The 18,410-nt window shown below is 49.3% G+C and carries 15 protein-coding genes; 7 read left to right on the forward strand and 8 right to left on the reverse strand.

Annotated features, from left to right (window positions below; all coding sequences use genetic code 11):
* The first annotated feature begins 343 nt into the window (after positions 1 to 343).
* Entirely contained in the window at positions 344 to 1,387 is a 1,044-nt protein-coding gene (locus ACOMHB_RS09055) for a hypothetical protein (RefSeq protein ID WP_448216361.1), read from the forward strand.
* 243 nt (positions 1,388 to 1,630) lie between these two features.
* On the opposite strand, the gene ACOMHB_RS09060 is transcribed toward ACOMHB_RS09055, so the two are convergent.
* The 5 genes from ACOMHB_RS09060 to ACOMHB_RS09080 all read right to left on the reverse strand — a co-directional run bounded on the left by ACOMHB_RS09060 (position 1,631) and on the right by ACOMHB_RS09080 (position 9,259).
* Positions 1,631 to 2,449, reverse strand: a complete 819-nt coding sequence (locus tag ACOMHB_RS09060; protein WP_448216362.1) for a symmetrical bis(5'-nucleosyl)-tetraphosphatase — start codon at positions 2,447 to 2,449, stop codon at positions 1,631 to 1,633.
* Between the two features lie 341 nt (positions 2,450 to 2,790).
* Positions 2,791 to 3,597, reverse strand: a complete 807-nt coding sequence (rsmA, locus tag ACOMHB_RS09065; protein WP_422412621.1) for a 16S rRNA (adenine(1518)-N(6)/adenine(1519)-N(6))-dimethyltransferase RsmA — start codon at positions 3,595 to 3,597, stop codon at positions 2,791 to 2,793.
* Between the two features lie 436 nt (positions 3,598 to 4,033).
* Entirely contained in the window at positions 4,034 to 5,017 is a 984-nt protein-coding gene (gene pdxA / locus ACOMHB_RS09070; protein WP_448216363.1) for a 4-hydroxythreonine-4-phosphate dehydrogenase PdxA, read from the reverse strand.
* 103 nt (positions 5,018 to 5,120) lie between these two features.
* Positions 5,121 to 6,413, reverse strand: coding sequence for a peptidylprolyl isomerase (locus ACOMHB_RS09075; RefSeq protein WP_422412617.1), 1,293 nt, complete (start codon positions 6,411 to 6,413; stop codon positions 5,121 to 5,123).
* Positions 6,413 to 9,259: an LPS-assembly protein LptD gene (locus tag ACOMHB_RS09080; RefSeq protein ID WP_448216364.1), complete on the reverse strand. Its 2,847-nt coding sequence runs from the start codon at positions 9,257 to 9,259 to the stop codon at positions 6,413 to 6,415. The genes ACOMHB_RS09075 and ACOMHB_RS09080 overlap by 1 nt, the downstream gene beginning before the upstream one ends.
* A gap of 639 nt (positions 9,260 to 9,898) precedes the next feature.
* Here ACOMHB_RS09080 and ACOMHB_RS09085 point away from each other — a divergent pair.
* The 5 genes from ACOMHB_RS09085 (at position 9,899) to ACOMHB_RS09105 (ending at position 13,119) form a co-directional block, all read left to right on the forward strand.
* Positions 9,899 to 10,936 carry an aminoglycoside phosphotransferase family protein gene (locus tag ACOMHB_RS09085; RefSeq protein ID WP_448216365.1) on the forward strand — a complete coding sequence of 346 codons (1,038 nt, stop codon included), beginning with the start codon at positions 9,899 to 9,901 and terminating at the stop codon, positions 10,934 to 10,936.
* Positions 10,937 to 10,941: 5 nt separating this feature from the next.
* The gene (gene murU / locus ACOMHB_RS09090) at positions 10,942 to 11,607 is read left to right on the forward strand and encodes an N-acetylmuramate alpha-1-phosphate uridylyltransferase MurU (RefSeq protein ID WP_448218620.1); all 666 of its coding nucleotides are present in this window, start codon (positions 10,942 to 10,944) and stop codon (positions 11,605 to 11,607) included.
* On the forward strand, positions 11,604 to 12,422 hold the full coding sequence (gene djlA / locus ACOMHB_RS09095; RefSeq protein WP_448216366.1) for a co-chaperone DjlA: 819 nt from the start codon (positions 11,604 to 11,606) through the stop codon (positions 12,420 to 12,422). Before murU ends, djlA begins: the two co-directional genes overlap by 4 nt.
* A 146-nt stretch (positions 12,423 to 12,568) precedes the next feature.
* A complete protein-coding gene (locus tag ACOMHB_RS09100; RefSeq protein WP_448216367.1) occupies positions 12,569 to 12,790 on the forward strand; it encodes a hypothetical protein in 222 nt (73 codons plus the stop codon).
* Entirely contained in the window at positions 12,787 to 13,119 is a 333-nt protein-coding gene (locus ACOMHB_RS09105) for a type II toxin-antitoxin system RelE/ParE family toxin (RefSeq protein WP_448216368.1), read from the forward strand. Before ACOMHB_RS09100 ends, ACOMHB_RS09105 begins: the two co-directional genes overlap by 4 nt.
* 499 nt (positions 13,120 to 13,618) lie before the next feature.
* Here the strand turns inward: ACOMHB_RS09105 and fucP are convergent, their stop codons facing one another.
* Both fucP and zapE read right to left on the reverse strand, forming a co-directional pair.
* A complete protein-coding gene (gene fucP, locus ACOMHB_RS09110; protein ID WP_448216369.1) occupies positions 13,619 to 14,917 on the reverse strand; it encodes an L-fucose:H+ symporter permease in 1,299 nt (432 codons plus the stop codon).
* Between the two features lie 395 nt (positions 14,918 to 15,312).
* Positions 15,313 to 16,419, reverse strand: a complete 1,107-nt coding sequence (gene zapE / locus ACOMHB_RS09115) for a cell division protein ZapE (RefSeq protein ID WP_448218621.1) — start codon at positions 16,417 to 16,419, stop codon at positions 15,313 to 15,315.
* 284 nt (positions 16,420 to 16,703) lie between these two features.
* Here zapE and ACOMHB_RS09120 point away from each other — a divergent pair, with 284 nt between their 5' ends.
* A complete protein-coding gene (locus ACOMHB_RS09120; protein ID WP_448216370.1) occupies positions 16,704 to 17,198 on the forward strand; it encodes a Z-ring associated ZapG family protein in 495 nt (164 codons plus the stop codon).
* 129 nt (positions 17,199 to 17,327) lie between these two features.
* On the opposite strand, the gene trxB is transcribed toward ACOMHB_RS09120, so the two are convergent.
* Positions 17,328 to 18,278 carry a thioredoxin-disulfide reductase gene (gene trxB / locus ACOMHB_RS09125; RefSeq protein WP_422132986.1) on the reverse strand — a complete coding sequence of 317 codons (951 nt, stop codon included), beginning with the start codon at positions 18,276 to 18,278 and terminating at the stop codon, positions 17,328 to 17,330.
* Positions 18,279 to 18,410 lie beyond the last annotated feature (132 nt).

The following is an 18,410-nucleotide window of genomic DNA, read 5'->3' on the forward strand; positions in this document are numbered from 1 at the left end:
GCTGAACCGCTGTTAACGGAGTTCGCTATAGGGGGTTCATTATAGCGCTAATGGCTTTGTCGGCGAGTATTGTACGAGACCTTAGGGAAACTTTATAGGAAGTAGAAAACAAAATCACAAAAAGATGACAGAAGTCTTCAGAACGGTTGTAAAAAGCCGGTGACTATTCTGCTGTAGCGGGTTTGCCGCAGAGGTTTTTTTTACCAGTGAAACCTTTGGTTTTTGACAGAAAAATACGCTTGCTTTCTTGAACTATCACTTTCTTTGTCTACTTTTCCAATCTAATAAATCAAAAACACAAGACAGAAGACATAAAACACAAAACAGATGTAAGGAAAAAATTTTGAAAAAACCACTCTCTTTGGCACTGCTGTTGCTGATGCTCTCTCTGTCTGTGATTTGTCAGGCCAGATCATTGAAAGGAAGTTTTGTTGTCGAGTTTGAACAGAGTGGCGTTTATCCGGGCGAGAGCTTTTCCATAGAGTCTGGCGAGCATGGATTGTCTGACAAGCCGTCATACGGTGTCGACGCCGATTCAGGATCAAATTTGCCAACTGATAACGAAGCATTCAGTCTTGGCGGTTACGGAGTGAAAACGTCTTTTATTGAGTCGATTTCGTGGCAACTGATTTACGCTACTAATCTGCTGGTTGCTTACGAACTGGTTCTGACCACCAATGGCACCCCTGACTCTAAACCCTACTCACGGCTGACTGCAGAAGCACTTGCTGCTGTAGGCGCGCTTTTGAAAAGCTGTTGGAACGCCGATTCACCGTTCTATAAATCGTTGGGTCAACTGGAGGCAACTCAGGGTGACCCGTTTGCGGTCACCACTATGATGCTTCCTGGTCACAGTCAACAACAAAAAGCGCCATCAGCAGAAGCATCGTCCTCCAGTCAGCAAGCCTCAGGAACAGCAACCCCCCAAGCTTTTTCCAGCTTTTGGTCTTCAGGCTCAGGCGGCGGTAACGAAGGCCCTGGACAACCCCAGCATACTTTGGGTTTAAATTGTTTTGTCGATTCCTGCGCAGGCGTCTGTAAACTCCCTCAAATAATCGATATTAGCGAGCCAGCTGATTGGTCGCTGGGTCCTCTGGAGAATTCGACGACCCACACTTGTTATGATCATGAGATGGCAGAAACACAACCCTTTGAGCAACCTCATACATTTAAATTTACGTTTACGATGGATGACCCAACAAATAGCTGCACGCTGCATCCAGAGGCAATCTTTACAGGTGATGCCTGGGGGGCAGACGACTACGATCCAGTAACCTGTGGATGCGGGGTAGTCTGTATGAATCATGAGGCTCTTTTGAAGCACCAAAAAAGAGAACACAATACCGGGCGTTCCGAGCAAAGTCAGAATTTCAAAAGAAGGCGCTAAGTACTCAGTCATACGGAATCGAATATTTCTGGCTTACTGGGCAGGTGCTCTGCAAGGCGCAACGACGGGAACATAGCAAGCTATGTGACCAGAGTTGCAACGCATCACGACTGCATGGATGCAGGAGCTAGAGCAACGCAGGAGCAGTTGCCGCGAGTGCCTGAACAAAAAGTCAGAAAATATGACTTCGTATGGTTGAGTACTTAAGGGCCCAAAGTGTTCAACAAACTTCTCTTAGCCATTTCATTCATCCTCATAGCAGCAGTCTACTGAGGTGGTAGTGTAGTCGTCCAGGTTCAGGGCAGTGAGGCAGCGTCCCCAGACGCAACCGGTATCAAGAGCATGGATTTTTTTTCGCTGACTGTTGCCTTCCAGGGCGGCCCAGTGACCAAAAATAATACGTTCCTTGTAGACCGGGCTGTCAGGAAAGCTGTACCAGGGGGCGAATGTCTCTGTGGCAGATGCTGTCTTGTTATCGAGGTCAAGCCGACCGTATTGGTCACAAAAACGCATCCGTGTCAGGTAGGCTGCGGTCAGTTTGAGACGAGCTCGACGGGTATAGGCCTCTTCCATAGAGCTGATGGAGTCTGATTTGAATAAAAACTGAAGAAACTCCTGATAGTTTTCTCCCTGAAGGGCTTTTTCCAGCTTGCCTGCATAAAGGCAGGCCTGCTTCAGAGTCCAGATCGGGGGAATTCCGGCATGCACCATGGTGACTTTGCGTTTTTTATCATGATGAATCAGTGGGCGGTACCTTAACCAATCAAGCAGTGAGTCCCGGTCAGGGGCGCTGAGTAGAGGGGCTAATGTGTCTTTCCTTTTAGATCGGCGAACGCGTGCAGCAACAGCTAGCAGGTGCAGGTCATGGTTCCCCAGAACAGCAGTACAATGGCTACCGAGACTTTTCAGGTAGCGAAGCGTGGCCAGTGAGTCGGGGCCACGGTTTACCATATCTCCCGCCACCCACAATTGGTCACGGCCAGGCTTGAAACGGACTTTGTCAAGCAGGCGTCTGAGAGGTTCGTAACATCCCTGGATATCACCTACGGCGTAAACGGTCATTAACTATAATCTCCTGAACCTTTCAATGTGGAACAGCAATACATGACTTATAAAGGTTGCTGATTTTTAACATCAAATTGAGGAATGCCTGGTGGAAATGCCCAAAGGCTTTTCCTGATCAGGTGTCTGTTTCAGGATAAGCTTCTGACCGACTCGAAAAAATATCCTTTTCTTCGTTGGCCGGATGGAGGTTCTTCTCCACACTACTGAAAACTGTATTTCCCTGCTAATAGTAGTAACTCAGTGAGCAGCGGGCATGCAAGCTGTCTTGCTGTTTAGCATTTAATAGCAGCTTCTCACGGTGAAAAATTGTTCATCCCCGAGGGTGATGAACAATTGTTTCAGTCGTTCATGGCAGATGTATGCAGATAGTTGGCGATGGCAACAAACTCGGGCAGCGTCACCGTTTCAGGGCGACTCGCTGGGTCAATACCCAGTTCAGTGAGTGCGTCGGCAGAGATCAGCTTTTTCAGAGTGTTTCGCATGGTTTTACGGCGTTGCTGGAAAGCTTCCCGAACAATCCTTTCCAAAAGGTTTACGTCATCCGCCGGGCAAGGTAACTCATTATAAGGCTCAAGTCGTACAATGGCTGAGTCAACTTTGGGGGCTGGTTTGAAACAGCCCGGGCCCACAACGAACAGATTGTCTACCTTGCAGTAGTACTGGGCCATGATGCCCAAACGCCCATAGTGCTTTTCACCGGGCTGCGCTGCCAGTCTTTCCACAACCTCTTTTTGCAACATAAAGTACATATCGCTGATCAGCCCCTGGAACTCAAGCAGGTGGAAAATCAGGGGGGTGGATATGTTGTAGGGCAGGTTGCCTACCAGTCTAAGTGTTTGACCCTCTTTAATGAGAGAGGAGAAATCAAACTTTAGGGCGTCTCCTTCGTGAATTCTGAACTCAGGATTCAGGCCAAACCTGAGCTTCAGAGTCGGGATCAGATCTCTGTCCAGTTCAACCACGTCCAGTTGCCCGGCAGCGTCCAGCAGAAATTCGGTCAGTGCACCCTGACCTGGGCCAATTTCCACAATTCGGTCGCCCGCCTTTGGGTGTATGGAACGGATAATCCGTTGAATGACACCGTGATCGTGCAGAAAGTTCTGACCAAATCGTTTACGGGCCTTGTGGTAGGGAATTTCAGCCATGCTTTTGACAAACTAAACCAGCAACAGAGGGGGCGCTATAATAGCGGCAGATAAGCCATTTGGCTAGGAGCCTGACCGAGAACAGACTGCCCTACGCGGCAACTGCTCCTGCGTTGCTCTAGCTCCTGCATCCATGCAGTCGTGCGGCGGCAGCAAATTGGTCTGAAAATCCGCTTTTGTTCGTCAAATAGCTCGCTATTCTCCTCACAAAACCGAATTTTCATCCTCAATTTTCTGCCGTCCTCGCTACGGGCGCTATTCTCGGTCAGGCTCCTAGCAGCCTGTCGGACTTAAGACTGTCCTACTGCGGTTGCAATAAATTGGTCTAAAAATCTCTGTTTCTTCGTCAAATAGCTCGCTATTCTCCTCAGAAACAGAGATTTTTATCCTCAATTTCTTGCAATCCTCGCTACGGACGCTTAAGTCCGACAGGCTGCTAGTGAACCATATCGAGAGCATAGCGGATAGCGGTAAACAGGCTGCCCGAATCGGCTTTTCCAGTCCCGGCCAGATCCAGAGCCGTGCCGTGATCGACAGAGGTACGAATAACGGGAAGCCCCAGGGTAATATTGACGGCATTACCAAAGCCTTTGTATTTCAGAACCGGCAAACCCTGATCATGGTACATCGCCAGAACAGCGTCAGCATTTTCAAGATATCTCGGGTTAAAGAGCGTGTCGGCTGGCAGAGGACCTATCAGATTCATACCTTCATGGTTTAACTGATCCAGTACCGGAATAATGGTTTCTATTTCTTCCATGCCAAGGTGACCCCCTTCTCCAGCGTGAGGGTTAAGACCGCAGACCAGAATTCTGGGGTTCTCGATGGTAAATTTTGTCAGCATATCCCTGTGAAGAATTCTGATGACTTCTTCCAGAGAAGATTGTGTGATAGCAGACGAGACATCCTTAAGTGGCAGGTGGGTGGTGGCCAGAGCGACCCTGAGGCCTTCGGTTGCCAGCATCATAACGACTTTTTGAGTGTTGGTTTTTTCGGCTAGAAATTCGGTATGGCCACTGAAAGGAACACCTGCGTTATTGATCACTTCCTTGCTGACAGGAGCGGTGACCATGGCATCGAACAAACCGTTTTGACAGCCTTCAATGGCATAGCTCAGCATTTCCAGAACGTAGGGGCTGTTGGCTTCATCCAGCTGTCCGGCTGAGCAGGGTTTGGTCAGGGATACAGGGGCAACCAGAAGAGTTCCTTCTCTGGCAGGTTCTTTTTCATCAGGGTTGAATAATTCAAAGGTTATATCCATTCCCAGAGTGTCTGCACGCTGCGCCAGAAGCTCAGGATCGGCAGCGACCACTGTTTGCACTGGCAAATTCTGGTAAGCCAGTTGCAGGCAGAGGTCGGGTCCGATGCCCGCAGGCTCGCCGGAGGTAATGATCAGTCTGGGCAGTGTGTTGCGTGTCATAAGTCAGCCATGAGCCATGAAAAATAGAGTGTGTGCCACAAAAGAGAGTCTACAAAAAAAACAACGCCCCGGAAAACCGGGGCGTTATTCTTCTCGGGATGTCTCAGAGTCGTATGTCTATGTAGCTCTGATCTCTGATTTCACGTAGCCACACCTGAAGCTCTTCTTCAAACTTGCGGTTGCCCAGAATTTCACGCACTTTGTTTCTGCGGACCTTGTCGCTGATGTCTGAATTACGTTTACCCAATACCTGCAGAACGTGCCAGCCGTATGAACTCTTGAAGGGGTCGCTGACTACTTTTTCAGGCGTTTCTTTCATGGCTTTCTGGAATTCCGGAACCAGAGTCTTGGGAGAAACCCAGTTCAGGTCTCCGCCATTGAGAGCTGAGCCAGTGTCGTCAGAATAAGCCTTGGCCAGCTCAGAAAAATCTTCACCTTTCTCAATTCGGTCATAGAGGCTCTTGGCAAGCATCTGCGCTTCAAGATCGCTGCGAATTTCGTTGGGCTTGATCAGAATATGACGAACGTGTATCTGATGTTCCATATGCTTCTCGTTACCACGAGTGTCGATCAGTTTGAAGATATGAAAGCCACCAGGGCTGCGAATTGGTGCAGATACTTCTCCGTCTGTCATCTTCAACGCCTGTTCAGCAAAAAGAGTTGGCAGCTGATCAGCAGAGCGCCAGCCCAGATCGCCACCATTTAAAGCGTTCTGGCCGCCGGAGTAGCTGAGCGCCATTTCGGAAAAGTTGGCACCCCTGTCAAGCTGAATAGCAATATTGTTGGCTTTCTTTTCAGCTTCCCGAACCTGATCAGGTGTCGGATTGTCTGGCGTGGCAATGAGAATATGGCCCAGACGATATTCAACTTGCATGCTGGCCTGTCCTTCCGGCGACTTGAGGAAGTTGTCCACTTCCTGCTCGCTGATCTGGATACGCTCGGCAATCTGGCGTTGACGCACCCGGTTGATGATCATCTCGCGACGAATTTCTTCCCGGGCAGCGGCGTAAGACAGGCCGCCTGATTCAAGATTTTTCTTGAAGGCTTCAACAGACATACCGTTTCGCTTGGCGATTTTACTGATGGCGTCATTCAAAGCCCAGTCATCAATTCGGATTCCACCGCGCTGACCCATCTGCAGTTGCAGGTTTTCAAGAATCAGCTGGTCGAGCACCTGCTTCTTGAGGATGTTGTCAGGAGGCATGGGAATATCCCGACTGTTCAACTGACGCTGAACAGCTTCGATACGGTTGTTCAGCTCGCTTTCCATCACCACGTCTTTGTCGACGACGGCAACAATGCGATCCAATGGTAGCGACTTGGCGTTAGCCGTACCGCCGACTACTGCAAGGGTGCAGCAGGCGGCAAAGAATAGACTCTTCAATCCCGTCATCATTACTTCTCGTGAATCTCGTAACCTTGGATACCTTGCAAGTATTCCGTTCCGGAGCTGCCAGTGATATTACCCAGTCCACGCAAGATGAACTGGAAGAAAACACCGCTCTTCGGATCAGGGTGGTCGATATTATCGTCTGTTTCGATCCATGAACGCCAGAAAAATCGAACCTGATAACAGCAACTGTTGTATTCGACGCCCGCAAGACTCTCCAGGTTCCTTTTGTTGGTTAAATCATATTGCCAGCGACCCAGACCAACCCAACTAGTGGTTGCGGGGATCGGCCAGGCAAAGGACAGGTCGGTCTGCTTCACGTTGTTATCAGCAGTTTCAAAGATTGGATTGCCATTCTGGTCGGTGCCGATCTGAATATTTTGTCCATCTTTGTCTTGAACATAGCGATCAACCTGATCCCTGAAACGGAAACCGAGGTTCAGAGTCTTGCGCTGTTCAGGCTGCCAACGATAGTAGAGACCATAGTTGTCCAGACGATTTTCGTTGGTATTCCAGGAGAAATCCTGTCTCACACTCATTGTGCGATTGAAATTGTAGATGAATTCCGATGCCAGGGGAGAGGTTGGATCGGTCAGTTCACTTTTGAGTCTTTCATCCATGGCGACAAAGTTTTCATCAATGTCCTCAGCCGGAACTTTCTCGTAGCCTAAATTGTTGGCTATGTAGACTTTGCGATCCTGGAAATAGACAATCTGGCCAATACCAAAACGCATCCGTTCAAAACCATCGTCTTCAATCAGGCGGGTGGTAACACCCAGAGAGAGCTGGTTGGCATCGCCAATACGATCATAGCCACTGAAGCGGTTATCGAGCCACAGAGAACCGTAGGTGAAGCCCATGGCGGCGGTGTCGAAAATCGGGTTGTATTCCTGATTCTCGACATAAGGCACATAAAGGTACTTGGCCCTGGGCTCCAGAGTGTTTGTGAAGTCAGTACCGAACAGGTTGGTAAAGCGCTCAAAGTAGAGGCCACTATCCAGGCTGAAGGAAGCCGCTGTGGTATTCGGAGATTTGGTAAAATCATTCGGGTCGATGACAGATTGACCATAGGCTCCCTGAAGGTCGTTGATCACTTCACTTGCCACCAGATTGCTGAGGCTGTAGTTAACACTTCGAACCTTTACTTCAGGTGTCAGGAAGCCCCAAATGGTCTTCATTGGGTAGCTGACACCTGCCTGACCGAAGGCCCGACCCCCTTCGGCTTTTTTGATACCGTAGCCTTCGTCGTAAACACTTTCTCTGATATCCGGATCACCAAAGTCCGGATGCTGAATCTCTCTGACGAAGCGCCAGTCTTTATCCCGACTGAACTGGGTGTAATCCGCCAGGTAATTGACCTGCAATGTTTCTCCTGCTTGCCAGTTACCACTGAAGACCAGCTGTGGAAGTTTGTTATAGGGGTCATCAGCCGTCTGACTCATGTTCTTGAACTGGTGAGCATTGAGACTGAAGGTCCAGTTATTGTAAGTACTGCCGCCCAGGTATTGGGTGCCTATCTTCTGATTCAACGGACCAGAACTGGACAGGTTTAGATTGGTACCAAAGTCTTCAATATAATTTTTGTCACTGGCGTCGGCATAGTCGAGCTCTGCCGTCCAACGTTCAGAAAAACGCTGTTTATAACGCACATTGGCCAGCCAGCGTTCCTGATCGTAATAGGGGTTTTCTTTTTCCAGCTTGTCCTTACTGGTTAGCCCGGCAATACCTGCTTCACCTTCTCCGCTTGCATTCATATAGCGGAATTGGTTTTCCAGCAGCAGGCCACGCCTGGACAAAATGCGAGGCGTGATGGTGGCATCGTAATTCGGGGCAATATTCCAGTAATAGGGCAGGGTAAAGTCGATGCCGTTTTCACTGTCTGAGCCTATTGTCGGGTACAGAAAGCCGGATTGACGACGATCATCAATGGGGAAGTACATGTAGGGGGCATAGAAAATGGGTAGCCCTTCGACCCGAATAACAGCATTTCGCGCTGAACCAAAACCGGTATTGGGGTCAAGAGTGACATTACTGCCAGTTAGCAGCCAGCTTTCATCACCGGGGCGGCAGGTGGTGTAAGAGGCATCTTCGAGCACCAGTGTAGAGTCTTCGTTGCGAATGATTTGTTCGGAGTTCCCTCTGGCATGGGCTCCATGCATGGCGTAACTGGCATTCCTGATGGTAGCCCGGCCACTATCGAGCAGCATATCAGCGTAATCACCTACCAGCAGGGTGCCAGGCTCACGGTAGACCACGTTGCCTTCGAACTCGGCATAGTTGGTAGCGCGATTCATTCTGGCCGTATCACTCTGGATCTGACGATTGCCCTGTCTGATAGAGACGTTGCCGGTAAGAGTTCCTATGTCATTTTGACCAAAAGAGGATTCATCTGATTCGGCAATGATGGGTGCTGTATCAGAGTTGCCCGTGAAGTTTTTACCAGGACGGGCAGGCTCTGAATAGTCACCTGTGCACCAGGGCGTTGCCTGATCCAATGCTTTTCGTTCATTCTCGCTGAGCTGGGATTCAGGCACCCAGTCTAGCGTTTCCCTGAGGTTGGCGCGGCTGTTGCCGGTTACGACAGTCGCTGTTTCACTGCTGGCTTTCTTTCGAGCGGATTGGGTCACAGCCGGCGCAATGGGGCGAGACGCCCGATTCATAACACCAGGCTCCATCGGCTCGGCAGAACAGTGCCAGCCGGACCCATCCGGGCTGGCTTTACAGCTCCAATGATCATCTGCTGATAGTGTGGATTCGGCATAAACCCTGACAGTCGGTTGGCTGGCAAGCAGCACGGAAGCAATCGCCAGAGTTAATGTTGCCGGTTTGAAAGGTAGAGGGTATTTCTCCATGAGCTCAACTTTCCCGTGCCGTTCTTGTTACCATGGTTTGAAGGTTTTTTGCACAACTCCGGTTTATGTCGGAGCGTGACAAAACGGCGTGCCATGGTTGATGGCGGTTTAAATCTGCTCTGTCATGCGTACAGAGAACCTTGTTACTCAACCTGCTGCCGGAAGCAGCATTTCCTATCAATAAGGGCATCTGTAAAGCAGTGTTTCGGGTCTTGTGTGTGGTTATCATGATCGCCAGCTGTTCTGAAAACATGAAAGTTCAGGTCAGTCTCTGTCAATTGCTGGCAGACCTCTGGAAATCGTAGAGCGAACATCTGCTTTTTACCATGAGCTATTGTCCGGCTGATTGTTTCAGGCGGACAGTGATTTTGCCCGAAGACTTTGCATTCCATGGCTTGTTGACAATTTATGACTGAGCCCGATTGCTCATGCAGTAAACAATCAGTAGGGTCAGTTATATCACTGTTACTAGTCTGTGTTACTCTGTCTTTCAGTGCAATACATTTCAACACCTTGATGTTAAACCTTCAGTTGTTCAGTCCGAATATTGCATAGACATTCAAGAGTAAAAGAGGCATAAGCAATGGAGCCTCTGAATCTGTAGGTGGCCTCTCAATCAACACAGGACATGTAAAGCAAGTGACACCCTCTCCAAACGATCGTCTGCAGCAATTAAAGCATTGGGCGTACAAGGCTTTAACGCCGGTCCAGGCTACACTCGACCGGGCTGCCCAAATGATTCCTGTGGGTGGTGATGCCGGCTTCAGAAATTATTATCGATTGCAACTCCCTGAAGGCTCATTGCTGGCAGTAGACGCTCCACCAGAGACTGAAGACTCCCGTGCTTTTGTTGCCGTTGCGGGTTTGCTCAAGGCTCAGGGAGTCTCTGTGCCAGATGTACACTCGGTTGATTATCAGTCAGGCTTTATGCTGGTGGATGACTTTGGCGACACCCTGTTGCTTCAGGCCCTCAATGATAGCAGTGCTGACGAGTTTTATGGAAAAGCGCTGGATATTATTTTGCAAATCCAGACCTGTAAGCCTGACACACTCCCCCCTTATAGCCGTGAACTGTTGATGACAGAGCTGGAAATCTATCCCCAATGGTTTCTGAAAGAATTGCTGGGGTTGGATATTGAAGGCACTACCGGCAGGCAACTCAACCAGCTGTTTGAACTGCTTACCGAGACAGCTTTGCAACAACCCAAAGGGGTCGTTCACCGTGACTTTCATTCCAGAAACCTGATGGTGCTCTCGCAAGGGAACCTGGGGGTCATTGATTTTCAGGGAGCCCTTCATGGTCCCGTGTTGTATGACGCTGTTTCTTTGCTGAAAGATTGTTATATCAGCTGGCCCAGAGACAAGGTGGAGAGTTGGTTAAAGATGTTTATCAAGTCTCACCCTCAGTTGAAAGATGTGAATTTTGAAACCAGCCTTAAATGGTTTGACTGGATTGGATTGCAGCGACACCTCAAGTGTCTCGGAATATTCTCCCGACTCTGGTTCCGGGATAACAAGCCTCAGTACCTGCCAGAGATACCAATGACCTTTGCTTATGTCATGGATGTTTGTGAACGTTATCAGGAGCTGGATTTTCATGCCAAATGGCTCAAGCAGTCTGTGGCACCGATTCTTAAAGATTGTATTACAGCTACACGGAAAGAGACTGAACAGTGAAAGCAATGATTCTGGCTGCCGGCCTGGGAAAAAGACTCAGGCCACTGACTTTGGAAAAACCCAAGCCACTGGTGGAAGTGGCAGGTAAACCACTGATAGTACATCATCTGGAAAAGCTCTCGGAGACTGGCTTCACAGACATAGTAATCAATCATGCCTGGCTGGGAGAAAAACTGGTTGCGGCTTTGGGCAAAGGCAGCCAATGGGGCTTGAATATTGAATATTCAGCGGAGTCTGAGCCTCTGGAAACAGGTGGTGGCGTGTTCAAGGCGTTGCCGCTGCTGGGGGATGATCCTTTCCTGCTGGTCAATGGCGATGTTTATACTGACTTTGATTTCCAGTCTTTACCAGATACACCCAAGGACTTAGCTCACCTGGTGTTGGTGGATAATCCTGACTTCAAGAAAGTCGGTGATTTTGCCCTGGACAGTCTTGGACGGGTTCATAAGGATGGTAAGAACAAGCTGACTTTCAGTGGGCTGAGTGTATTGTCACCCGAACTCTTTGCACATTGTAAATCCGGCGTCTTTAAACTCGCACCCCTGTTGATTGATGCAATGGCCTCGGGCAAAGTGGCGGGAGAACATTATCACGGACTCTGGACTGATGTCGGCACAGTGGAACGCTTGCAGAGTCTGGAAGGACATTTAAATCAGAGCAGGGCAACATGACGGCAATTCTGATCGGTGTATTCATCGGTTTTGTGTTTGGAGGACCTTTCGGGGCGTTTTTGGGTGGCTTGGTGGGCGCCTGGTTGAACCGTAATTATATTAATCCCAATCAACGCCACGGTGGCGGTCCCGGGGGGCATTTTAATCGTCAGCGCGCCCAGAGTGCGTTTTTTCAGGCCACTTTTCTGGTGATGGGCAAGTTGGCCAAGGCTGACGGTAGAGTCAGTGAGCATGAGATTGAAATGGCATCGGCCATTATGAATCAGATGCGTCTCTCACCGGATCAGCGTGAGGCTGCAATCAATCTTTTTAACCAGGGTAAGCAGCCTTCGGCAGATATCAGTGCCGCCCTGGCTGAGTTTCGCAAAGTCGCAGGTTCAAGTACCCTGCTTCCCCTGTTTCTTGAAATTCAGCTGCAGGCTGCATACGCTGATGGCAGCCTGACTCAGGCTGAGCGGGTTGTTTTCAAACAGGTATGTGATCAACTGGGTGTCAGCAAGATCAGTTTTGAGTTGCTTCACAAAAGGTTTCAGGCTCAGAGAGCTTATTATCATGCCGGGGGGCATCAGGGTGGCGGCTGGGCACGTCCAGACAGTGGGAAAAGTCTCTCCAAAGCTTATGAAGTGCTGGGGGTTGAGTCTTCTGCGACAGACAGTGAAGTGAAAAGAGCCTACCGCAAGCTGATGAGTCAGCACCATCCAGACAAGCTGGTGGCCAAAGGTCTGCCCGAAGAGATGATGGAAGTTGCCAAGCAGAAAACCCAGGAAATCCAGGCGGCTTACGACCAGATTCGAGAGCACCGGAAAAGTAAGTAATTCTGGTGTATTTTTGTAGGGAACTTCCTTAAGAGGGAGAGGGCTAATGTTTCTCTCAAGTGCAGAGCATGGATTGCCTACAGTGTCGGAAGGGACGCCACCTCTCTCAGGAGATTCTTCCATTTTTATCACCGAGTTGGTCGACCATGAAAGAAAGTAAAAATGAAACAAATGTGCAAAAGAGGTTGCTGAGTGAGATAAAGCAAGTACCTCCTGAATTCCTGCCGGCACTGTTGACTATTGTTCATAGTTTTCGTGAGAGTGTTGCCTTCGATAGTGCAGAAAATTCGTTTGAAAAAGGCTGGAAAGAAATAACTGAAAACGACCTCAAGCCCATAGAGGACCTGTGGCAAGGTCTTGAGCATTGATAAAGCTCCAATACACACCAGAATTCAAACGCTCACTGAGCAGGTTATTAAAAAAATACCGCAGTCTTCGAGAAGACCTGGAACCGCTTCTTCATAAGTTGGCAGCGGGTCAAACACCCGGCGACAGACTTCAGGTGTCCGGAGCCGTTTTGTATAAAGTCAGGATAAGAAACAAGGATACGAAGCGAGGCAAAAGCGGTGGTTATCGAGTCATTTACTATCTGAAAGCCCAAAAAGATATTATTTTGGTAACCCTCTATAGCAAAACGGAGCAGTCAGATATTCAAGTCAGTGAGATTCAGAATATAATTGACCGTTACCTGCGATAGTTCAGACTAGTGTCTGTCGATTAAATAAGTCACTTGGAAATATTATGAGATACCTTTTGACTGCCTTGTAAGCTCTACTCGAAGATTCGAGAGCACCGAAAAAGTAAATAATTCGGGAGCATTTTGTCAGGAACTTTCCCAATAGGGAGAAGAGGACTAATGTTTCTTTCAAACGCAGAACACGGAATGCCTGTTGCATTGGAAGGGACGCCTTCTCTCTCTCAGGAGATTCTTCCATGAATATTGTCAGACAACGATTCATGTACTGGCACATTCCATCCACGACCCGGGTTGTTTTGAAAAGAGAGCGTACTGAAGGCTACTGCTTTTATCCGCTCAAACGGGTAAAGCAAGTACGGAGTTCTGTGAGGTATATTCGCTGTCTGATTTATGAACCTTTTGCAAAAACCATATGGGATCGAAGAGTCACTCTGAGCTAAGCTTCAGCAAACTGGCAGGTGCAGCCATTGCAACCTGCCAGAAACTTTTCACCATGAAATCAGGCTTTGCTCCCTTTGAGACCAAACCATGTGAGGTAAGTAAATCCGATCAGCGGAATAATAAAGGCCCAGCCAATCCCCGCCATATCTGAAATCCGCCCCATTATCGCGGTGAGCACCGCGCCACCAAGAATGGCCATAATCAGGCAGCTGCCACCTAGCTGAGTGTCCTTACCCAGCCCAGCTACAGAGAGGCCGTAAATGGTAGGAAACATCAGTGACATGCATCCGGAGATCACCACCAGAGCGTAAATGCCAGCATAGCCAGCGCTCATCATTACAACGATAGTCATAACTGCCGCAACAGTGGCAAGCCCCCCCAGTAAATTGGCAGGTTCGATATAGCGCATCAGAGAGGTACAAAGGAAGCGACTGCCACTGAATAACAGGATTGAATAGAGGTAATAGGTTGATGCTTCTGCCTCGGTGCCTCCGACATTATTCATGACATAACGAATTGTCCATGACCAGCAGCCAATTTGCGCCCCCATGTAAAGAAACTGCCCCAGTACTCCACGGATAAATATTTTCTTTTTGAAGAGACGGCTAAAGGATTTTGAATAGCTGTATGCTTCGCAAGCATCTGCCGCTTTTGGCATTTTACAGAGCGCTATAGACAGACAGCCTCCCAGAATGATGGCAGCCGTCACTATGTATGGCTCCATAACAGCCATTAATTCCCGGGACTGGATGGCCTCCAGCTGGGCAACCGGCATTGCTACCCGCTCTGCGACTGAAGCCGGGTTGAGCTGGCTCAGGATATAGAATTTCCCGATCAGGACCCCGACAATTGAACCTAAAGGGTTGAAGGACTGGGCGAGGTTCAATCTCTGGGTAGCGGTCTCTTGTGGCCCCATGGCAATAATGTAAGGGTTGGCACTGGTCTCCAGAATGGAAAGTCCGCCAGCCAGTACAAACAGGGCTGCCAGAAAGTGGGAATATTGCATAGTCTGGCTGGCTGGGTAAAACAGCAAGGCGCCAAATGCAAACAGACCCATTCCAAGCAGCACACCGGATTTGTAAGAAAACTTTTTTATGTAGATGGCGGCAGGAAGGGCCAGGCAAAAGTAAGCACCGTAGAAGGCGGTCTGCACCAGGCTGGATTGAGCATCGCTTAAGGTGAAGACCTTACGGAACTGGGCGATGAGAACATCGGTCATGTTATGTGCCAGCCCCCATAAGGCAAAACAACTGACCAGCAATACAAAGGGAATCATTAATTCTTTTGGGACAAAAGGCGACCTTGCCCCGGTTGCCGATTTGCCATCGATAGACCGGGTTGTAGATAATTCACTCACAACATTTCTTCCCCTGACAAAAAATAAATCAAACCTCCACCCGGTAATCAGCAATCAATGCTCTCGCAAATCTCACGTTGCTTTTCCGGGAACAGGTCGTGGCGCTAATAAAAAGCTTGCATGGTGTATGTGTAAGAAAGACATCTGATGCATTGTTGTAGCGTATTAAATTAATACATTCCTTCACGTTATGGCTGTCCTGATCGCATTCAAAACCAGACAGAAGACAACATAGATGGCAGCTTGCTATCTGTTGCCTCAGTGGCTTTTCGATGTCTTTCCGGGAGGGGAGTATAGTCAGGAAATTCAGTTATGCATGACAGCTATGCCCGGACTGGTTTCAGGCTCAAAATGCATGGCTCGGGGGCATGCTCGTTTGAGCCCAATACTCTGTTTTATGACAAAATCGGGTCGTGCGGTTGCGACAGGTATTCTCTGGATTGCATCTCTTGCAGACGACTGATGGTGCGCTGGAATTCAAAGTTCAGCCTGCCGGAGGTATAGAGTTCAGGCAAGGGCGTTGCAGCGGTCAGAATGAGCTTGACGTTGCGGTCATAGAATTCGTCCACCAGATTGATGAAACGTCTGGCCTGATCGTCTTTCTTCTCGCCCATCTGGGGTACATTTTCGAGAATGACGGTTTGGTAAAGGCAGGCCAGCTCTATGTAGTCGTTCTGGCTTCTTGGACCGTCACAGAGTGCCCCGAAACTAAACCAGCCTATGTCTTCGCAGGTGCGTTCGCTGTTGATGGCTCGGCCCGCTATCTCAATGACGTCGGCTTCCCTGCAGTGGCTGATGTCTGGTGCAAGGTCATCGAATGTTTTCTGCAAGTGCAGATCAGCTTCCGCTCCCAGAGGGCTGAAGTAAGTGTCTGCCTTTTCCAGCAGGCGCAGGCGATAGTCGGTGCCACCATCAACGTTGATCACCAGGGTATGCTCTTTTATCTGGTCAATGGCTGGCAGGAATCGGGCTCTTTGTAAGCCGTCTTTATAGAGTTGATCGGGTACCACGTTGGAAGTGGCCACCAGTGTAATGCCCCTTTGAAAAAGTTGCTCAAAGAGTCCACCCAGAAGCATAGCGTCGGTGATGTCTGAGACAAAGAACTCGTCAAAGCAGATGACCCGTGTTTCGGCAGCCAGTATTTCTGCCACTTTATCCAGGGGGTTTTTTTCTCCGGACAGCTTTTTCAGTTCACCGTGAACCCAGCGCATGAAGTGGTGAAAGTGCATGCGTTTTTTCTCGGAGAACGGGAGGCAGTCATAAAAGGTGTCCATCAGATAGGTTTTGCCCCGGCCAACGCCTCCCCAGAAGTAGAGTCCACGAACAGTATGGAATTCTTTGCCGGCAAAAGGGTTGATGCGCCTGAGCAGGGAGTTGCGGGGAGCTTCAGCGGTCAGCTGATCAAAAAGACGCTGGAGATGCTGAACCGCTGCTTCCTGAGCCGGGTCATAGCTGAAGCTGTCTTTCTTTAAGTCCTGCTGGTAACGAGATTCCGGGGTCATGCTAGTCATACAGTTGTTATTTCACCAGGTCCGTTGTTTACGGGTGTCATATCCAGGGTTGTTGAAACAGTTCCGGCCCATTCCTGTATCGGCAGGCATAAGTCGAGCTGCCATCATTACCGCAGTCTGGAATAACGGAGCACAATGTATCCTTCCGGCTTCAGCAGGACAAGGTATGTTTTGGCATCCCGATGTTACACAACCGCTCTATACTTTGCGCATAAAAGATTATAACTTTGACAGCAATAAAGGACGTGAAATGTTCCACCCAATGAGGCGATGCTGTGGAAAATGTGAATGTACTTTGGTTTTTAGGCAGTTTGGCATTTCTGGCGGGTATGACCGGTGGCGCACTTTTGTATCATCTGTTGGCAGGCCCCCGTTCGGATCGAGGCAAAATGGAAGCTCAGCTGATCGAACTGGAAGCTGATTTCAAGCAGTATCAGGATAACGTAGCCGATCATTTCAACACAACGGCTCACCTGATCAACAAGCTGACGGACAGCTATAAAGATGTCTATGAGCATATGGCTAACGGAGCCGATTCACTGTGTAACGATGACAGAGTCAAGAACAAGCTCAGTGATTCTCTGATCAGCAGCACAGCTCTGTCGTCGGGTCAGATTCCCAAGCGTCATAGCGAACGTGCGAAGCCTTTGGAGCAGCCTCTGGACTATGCACCCAAGACGACAGCTCCGGATGAGAAAGGCACCTTGTCTGAAGACTTCATGGTAACAACTGAAGCTCAAGAGGCGGTGAGTAGCCAGAAAACCTCCTGATCTCTCTTAAGCCTGCAAGCCGACAACAGAAGCCGACGCAAGACTCCACCCTCCGCTCCCGGGCCGCGACCCAAACGGCCTGAGAGTACGGCAGAGCTTTACGACAGCCTCAATGGCGGGGCACTGTGATCAGGACAGAGAGTCAAGGTATTTTTCAGCATCCAGGGCAGCCATACAGCCAGTGCCGGCAGAGGTAATAGCCTGACGGTAAACGTGATCCATAACGTCACCCGCAGCGAATACGCCTTCTTTGGAAGTCAGTGTTGCGTTGCCTTCTGAACCACTGTTGACTTTAATGTAGCCGTCTTTCATTTCCAGCTGGCCTTCAAAAATACCGGTATTCGGTGTATGGCCGATGGCAATGAAGCAGCCTTCAGCGTTGATTTCGCGGGTCTCGCCAGTATTCACATCCTTGATGCGAACGCCTGTCACGCCCATGCTATCTCCCAGTACCTCATCCAATGTGGCATCAAGGGCCAGCTCCATGTTGCCGTTTTCTACCCGGTCGATCATCTTGTCCTGCAGAATTTTTTCTGCACGGAAACCCTTGCGACGGTGAATGAGTGTCACTTTCTTTGCAATGTTGGAAAGATAGAGGGCCTCCTCGACAGCAGTATTACCGCCACCCACTACCACGACGTCCTTGTTTTTGTAGAAGAATCCATCACAGGTGGCACAGGCAGAAACCCCTCTGCCCTTGAAGGCTTCTTCACTGTCCAGGCCCAAGTAGCGGGCGCTGGCACCCGTGCTGATAATCAGGGAATCACAGGTGTAGGTATCGCTACCTTTCAGGGTGTATGGCTTCTTGCTCAGATCGACTTCTTCGATATGATCAAAGATGATTTCGGTACCAAAGCGTTCTGCATGGATGCGCATATCTTCCATCAGGCCGGGTCCCTGAAGACCTTCGGGGCCTCCTGGCCAGTTGTCCACGTCGGTAGTGGTTGTCAACTGCCCGCCCTGTTGCATACCAGTGATCATAACCGGCTTCAGGTTTGCCCTGGCAGCGTAAACCGCAGCTGTATATCCTGCAGGACCGGAACCCAGAATCAGCAGCTGGACGTGCTTGGCTTCACTCACATTTTACTCCTCGTTCAGGAATGACTGTCAGAGACAAAGAAAATCTCTGACGGTAAAGGATTCATAATTCGTTAAACTGTGTGAATAATAACGGCTTGTGCTGACGAGAACCAGAATCTCTTCAGCGATTGG

This window comes from Endozoicomonas sp. 2B-B (assembly GCF_053470045.1).

What these genes read in the sequence shown, in the direction of transcription:
- ACOMHB_RS09060 (WP_448216362.1), bottom strand. Translation starts at nt 2,449, where the DNA reads ATGACCGTTTACGCCGTAGGTGATATCCAGGGATGTTACGAACCTCTC.
- rsmA (WP_422412621.1), bottom strand. Translation starts at nt 3,597, where the DNA reads ATGGCTGAAATTCCCTACCACAAGGCCCGTAAACGATTTGGTCAGAAC.
- pdxA (WP_448216363.1), bottom strand. Translation starts at nt 5,017, where the DNA reads ATGACACGCAACACACTGCCCAGACTGATCATTACCTCCGGCGAGCCT.
- ACOMHB_RS09075 (WP_422412617.1), bottom strand. Translation starts at nt 6,413, where the DNA reads ATGATGACGGGATTGAAGAGTCTATTCTTTGCCGCCTGCTGCACCCTT.
- ACOMHB_RS09080 (WP_448216364.1), bottom strand. Translation starts at nt 9,259, where the DNA reads ATGGAGAAATACCCTCTACCTTTCAAACCGGCAACATTAACTCTGGCG.
- murU (WP_448218620.1), top strand. Translation starts at nt 10,942, where the DNA reads ATGATTCTGGCTGCCGGCCTGGGAAAAAGACTCAGGCCACTGACTTTG.
- djlA (WP_448216366.1), top strand. Translation starts at nt 11,604, where the DNA reads ATGACGGCAATTCTGATCGGTGTATTCATCGGTTTTGTGTTTGGAGGA.
- ACOMHB_RS09100 (WP_448216367.1), top strand. Translation starts at nt 12,569, where the DNA reads ATGAAAGAAAGTAAAAATGAAACAAATGTGCAAAAGAGGTTGCTGAGT.
- zapE (WP_448218621.1), bottom strand. Translation starts at nt 16,419, where the DNA reads ATGACCCCGGAATCTCGTTACCAGCAGGACTTAAAGAAAGACAGCTTC.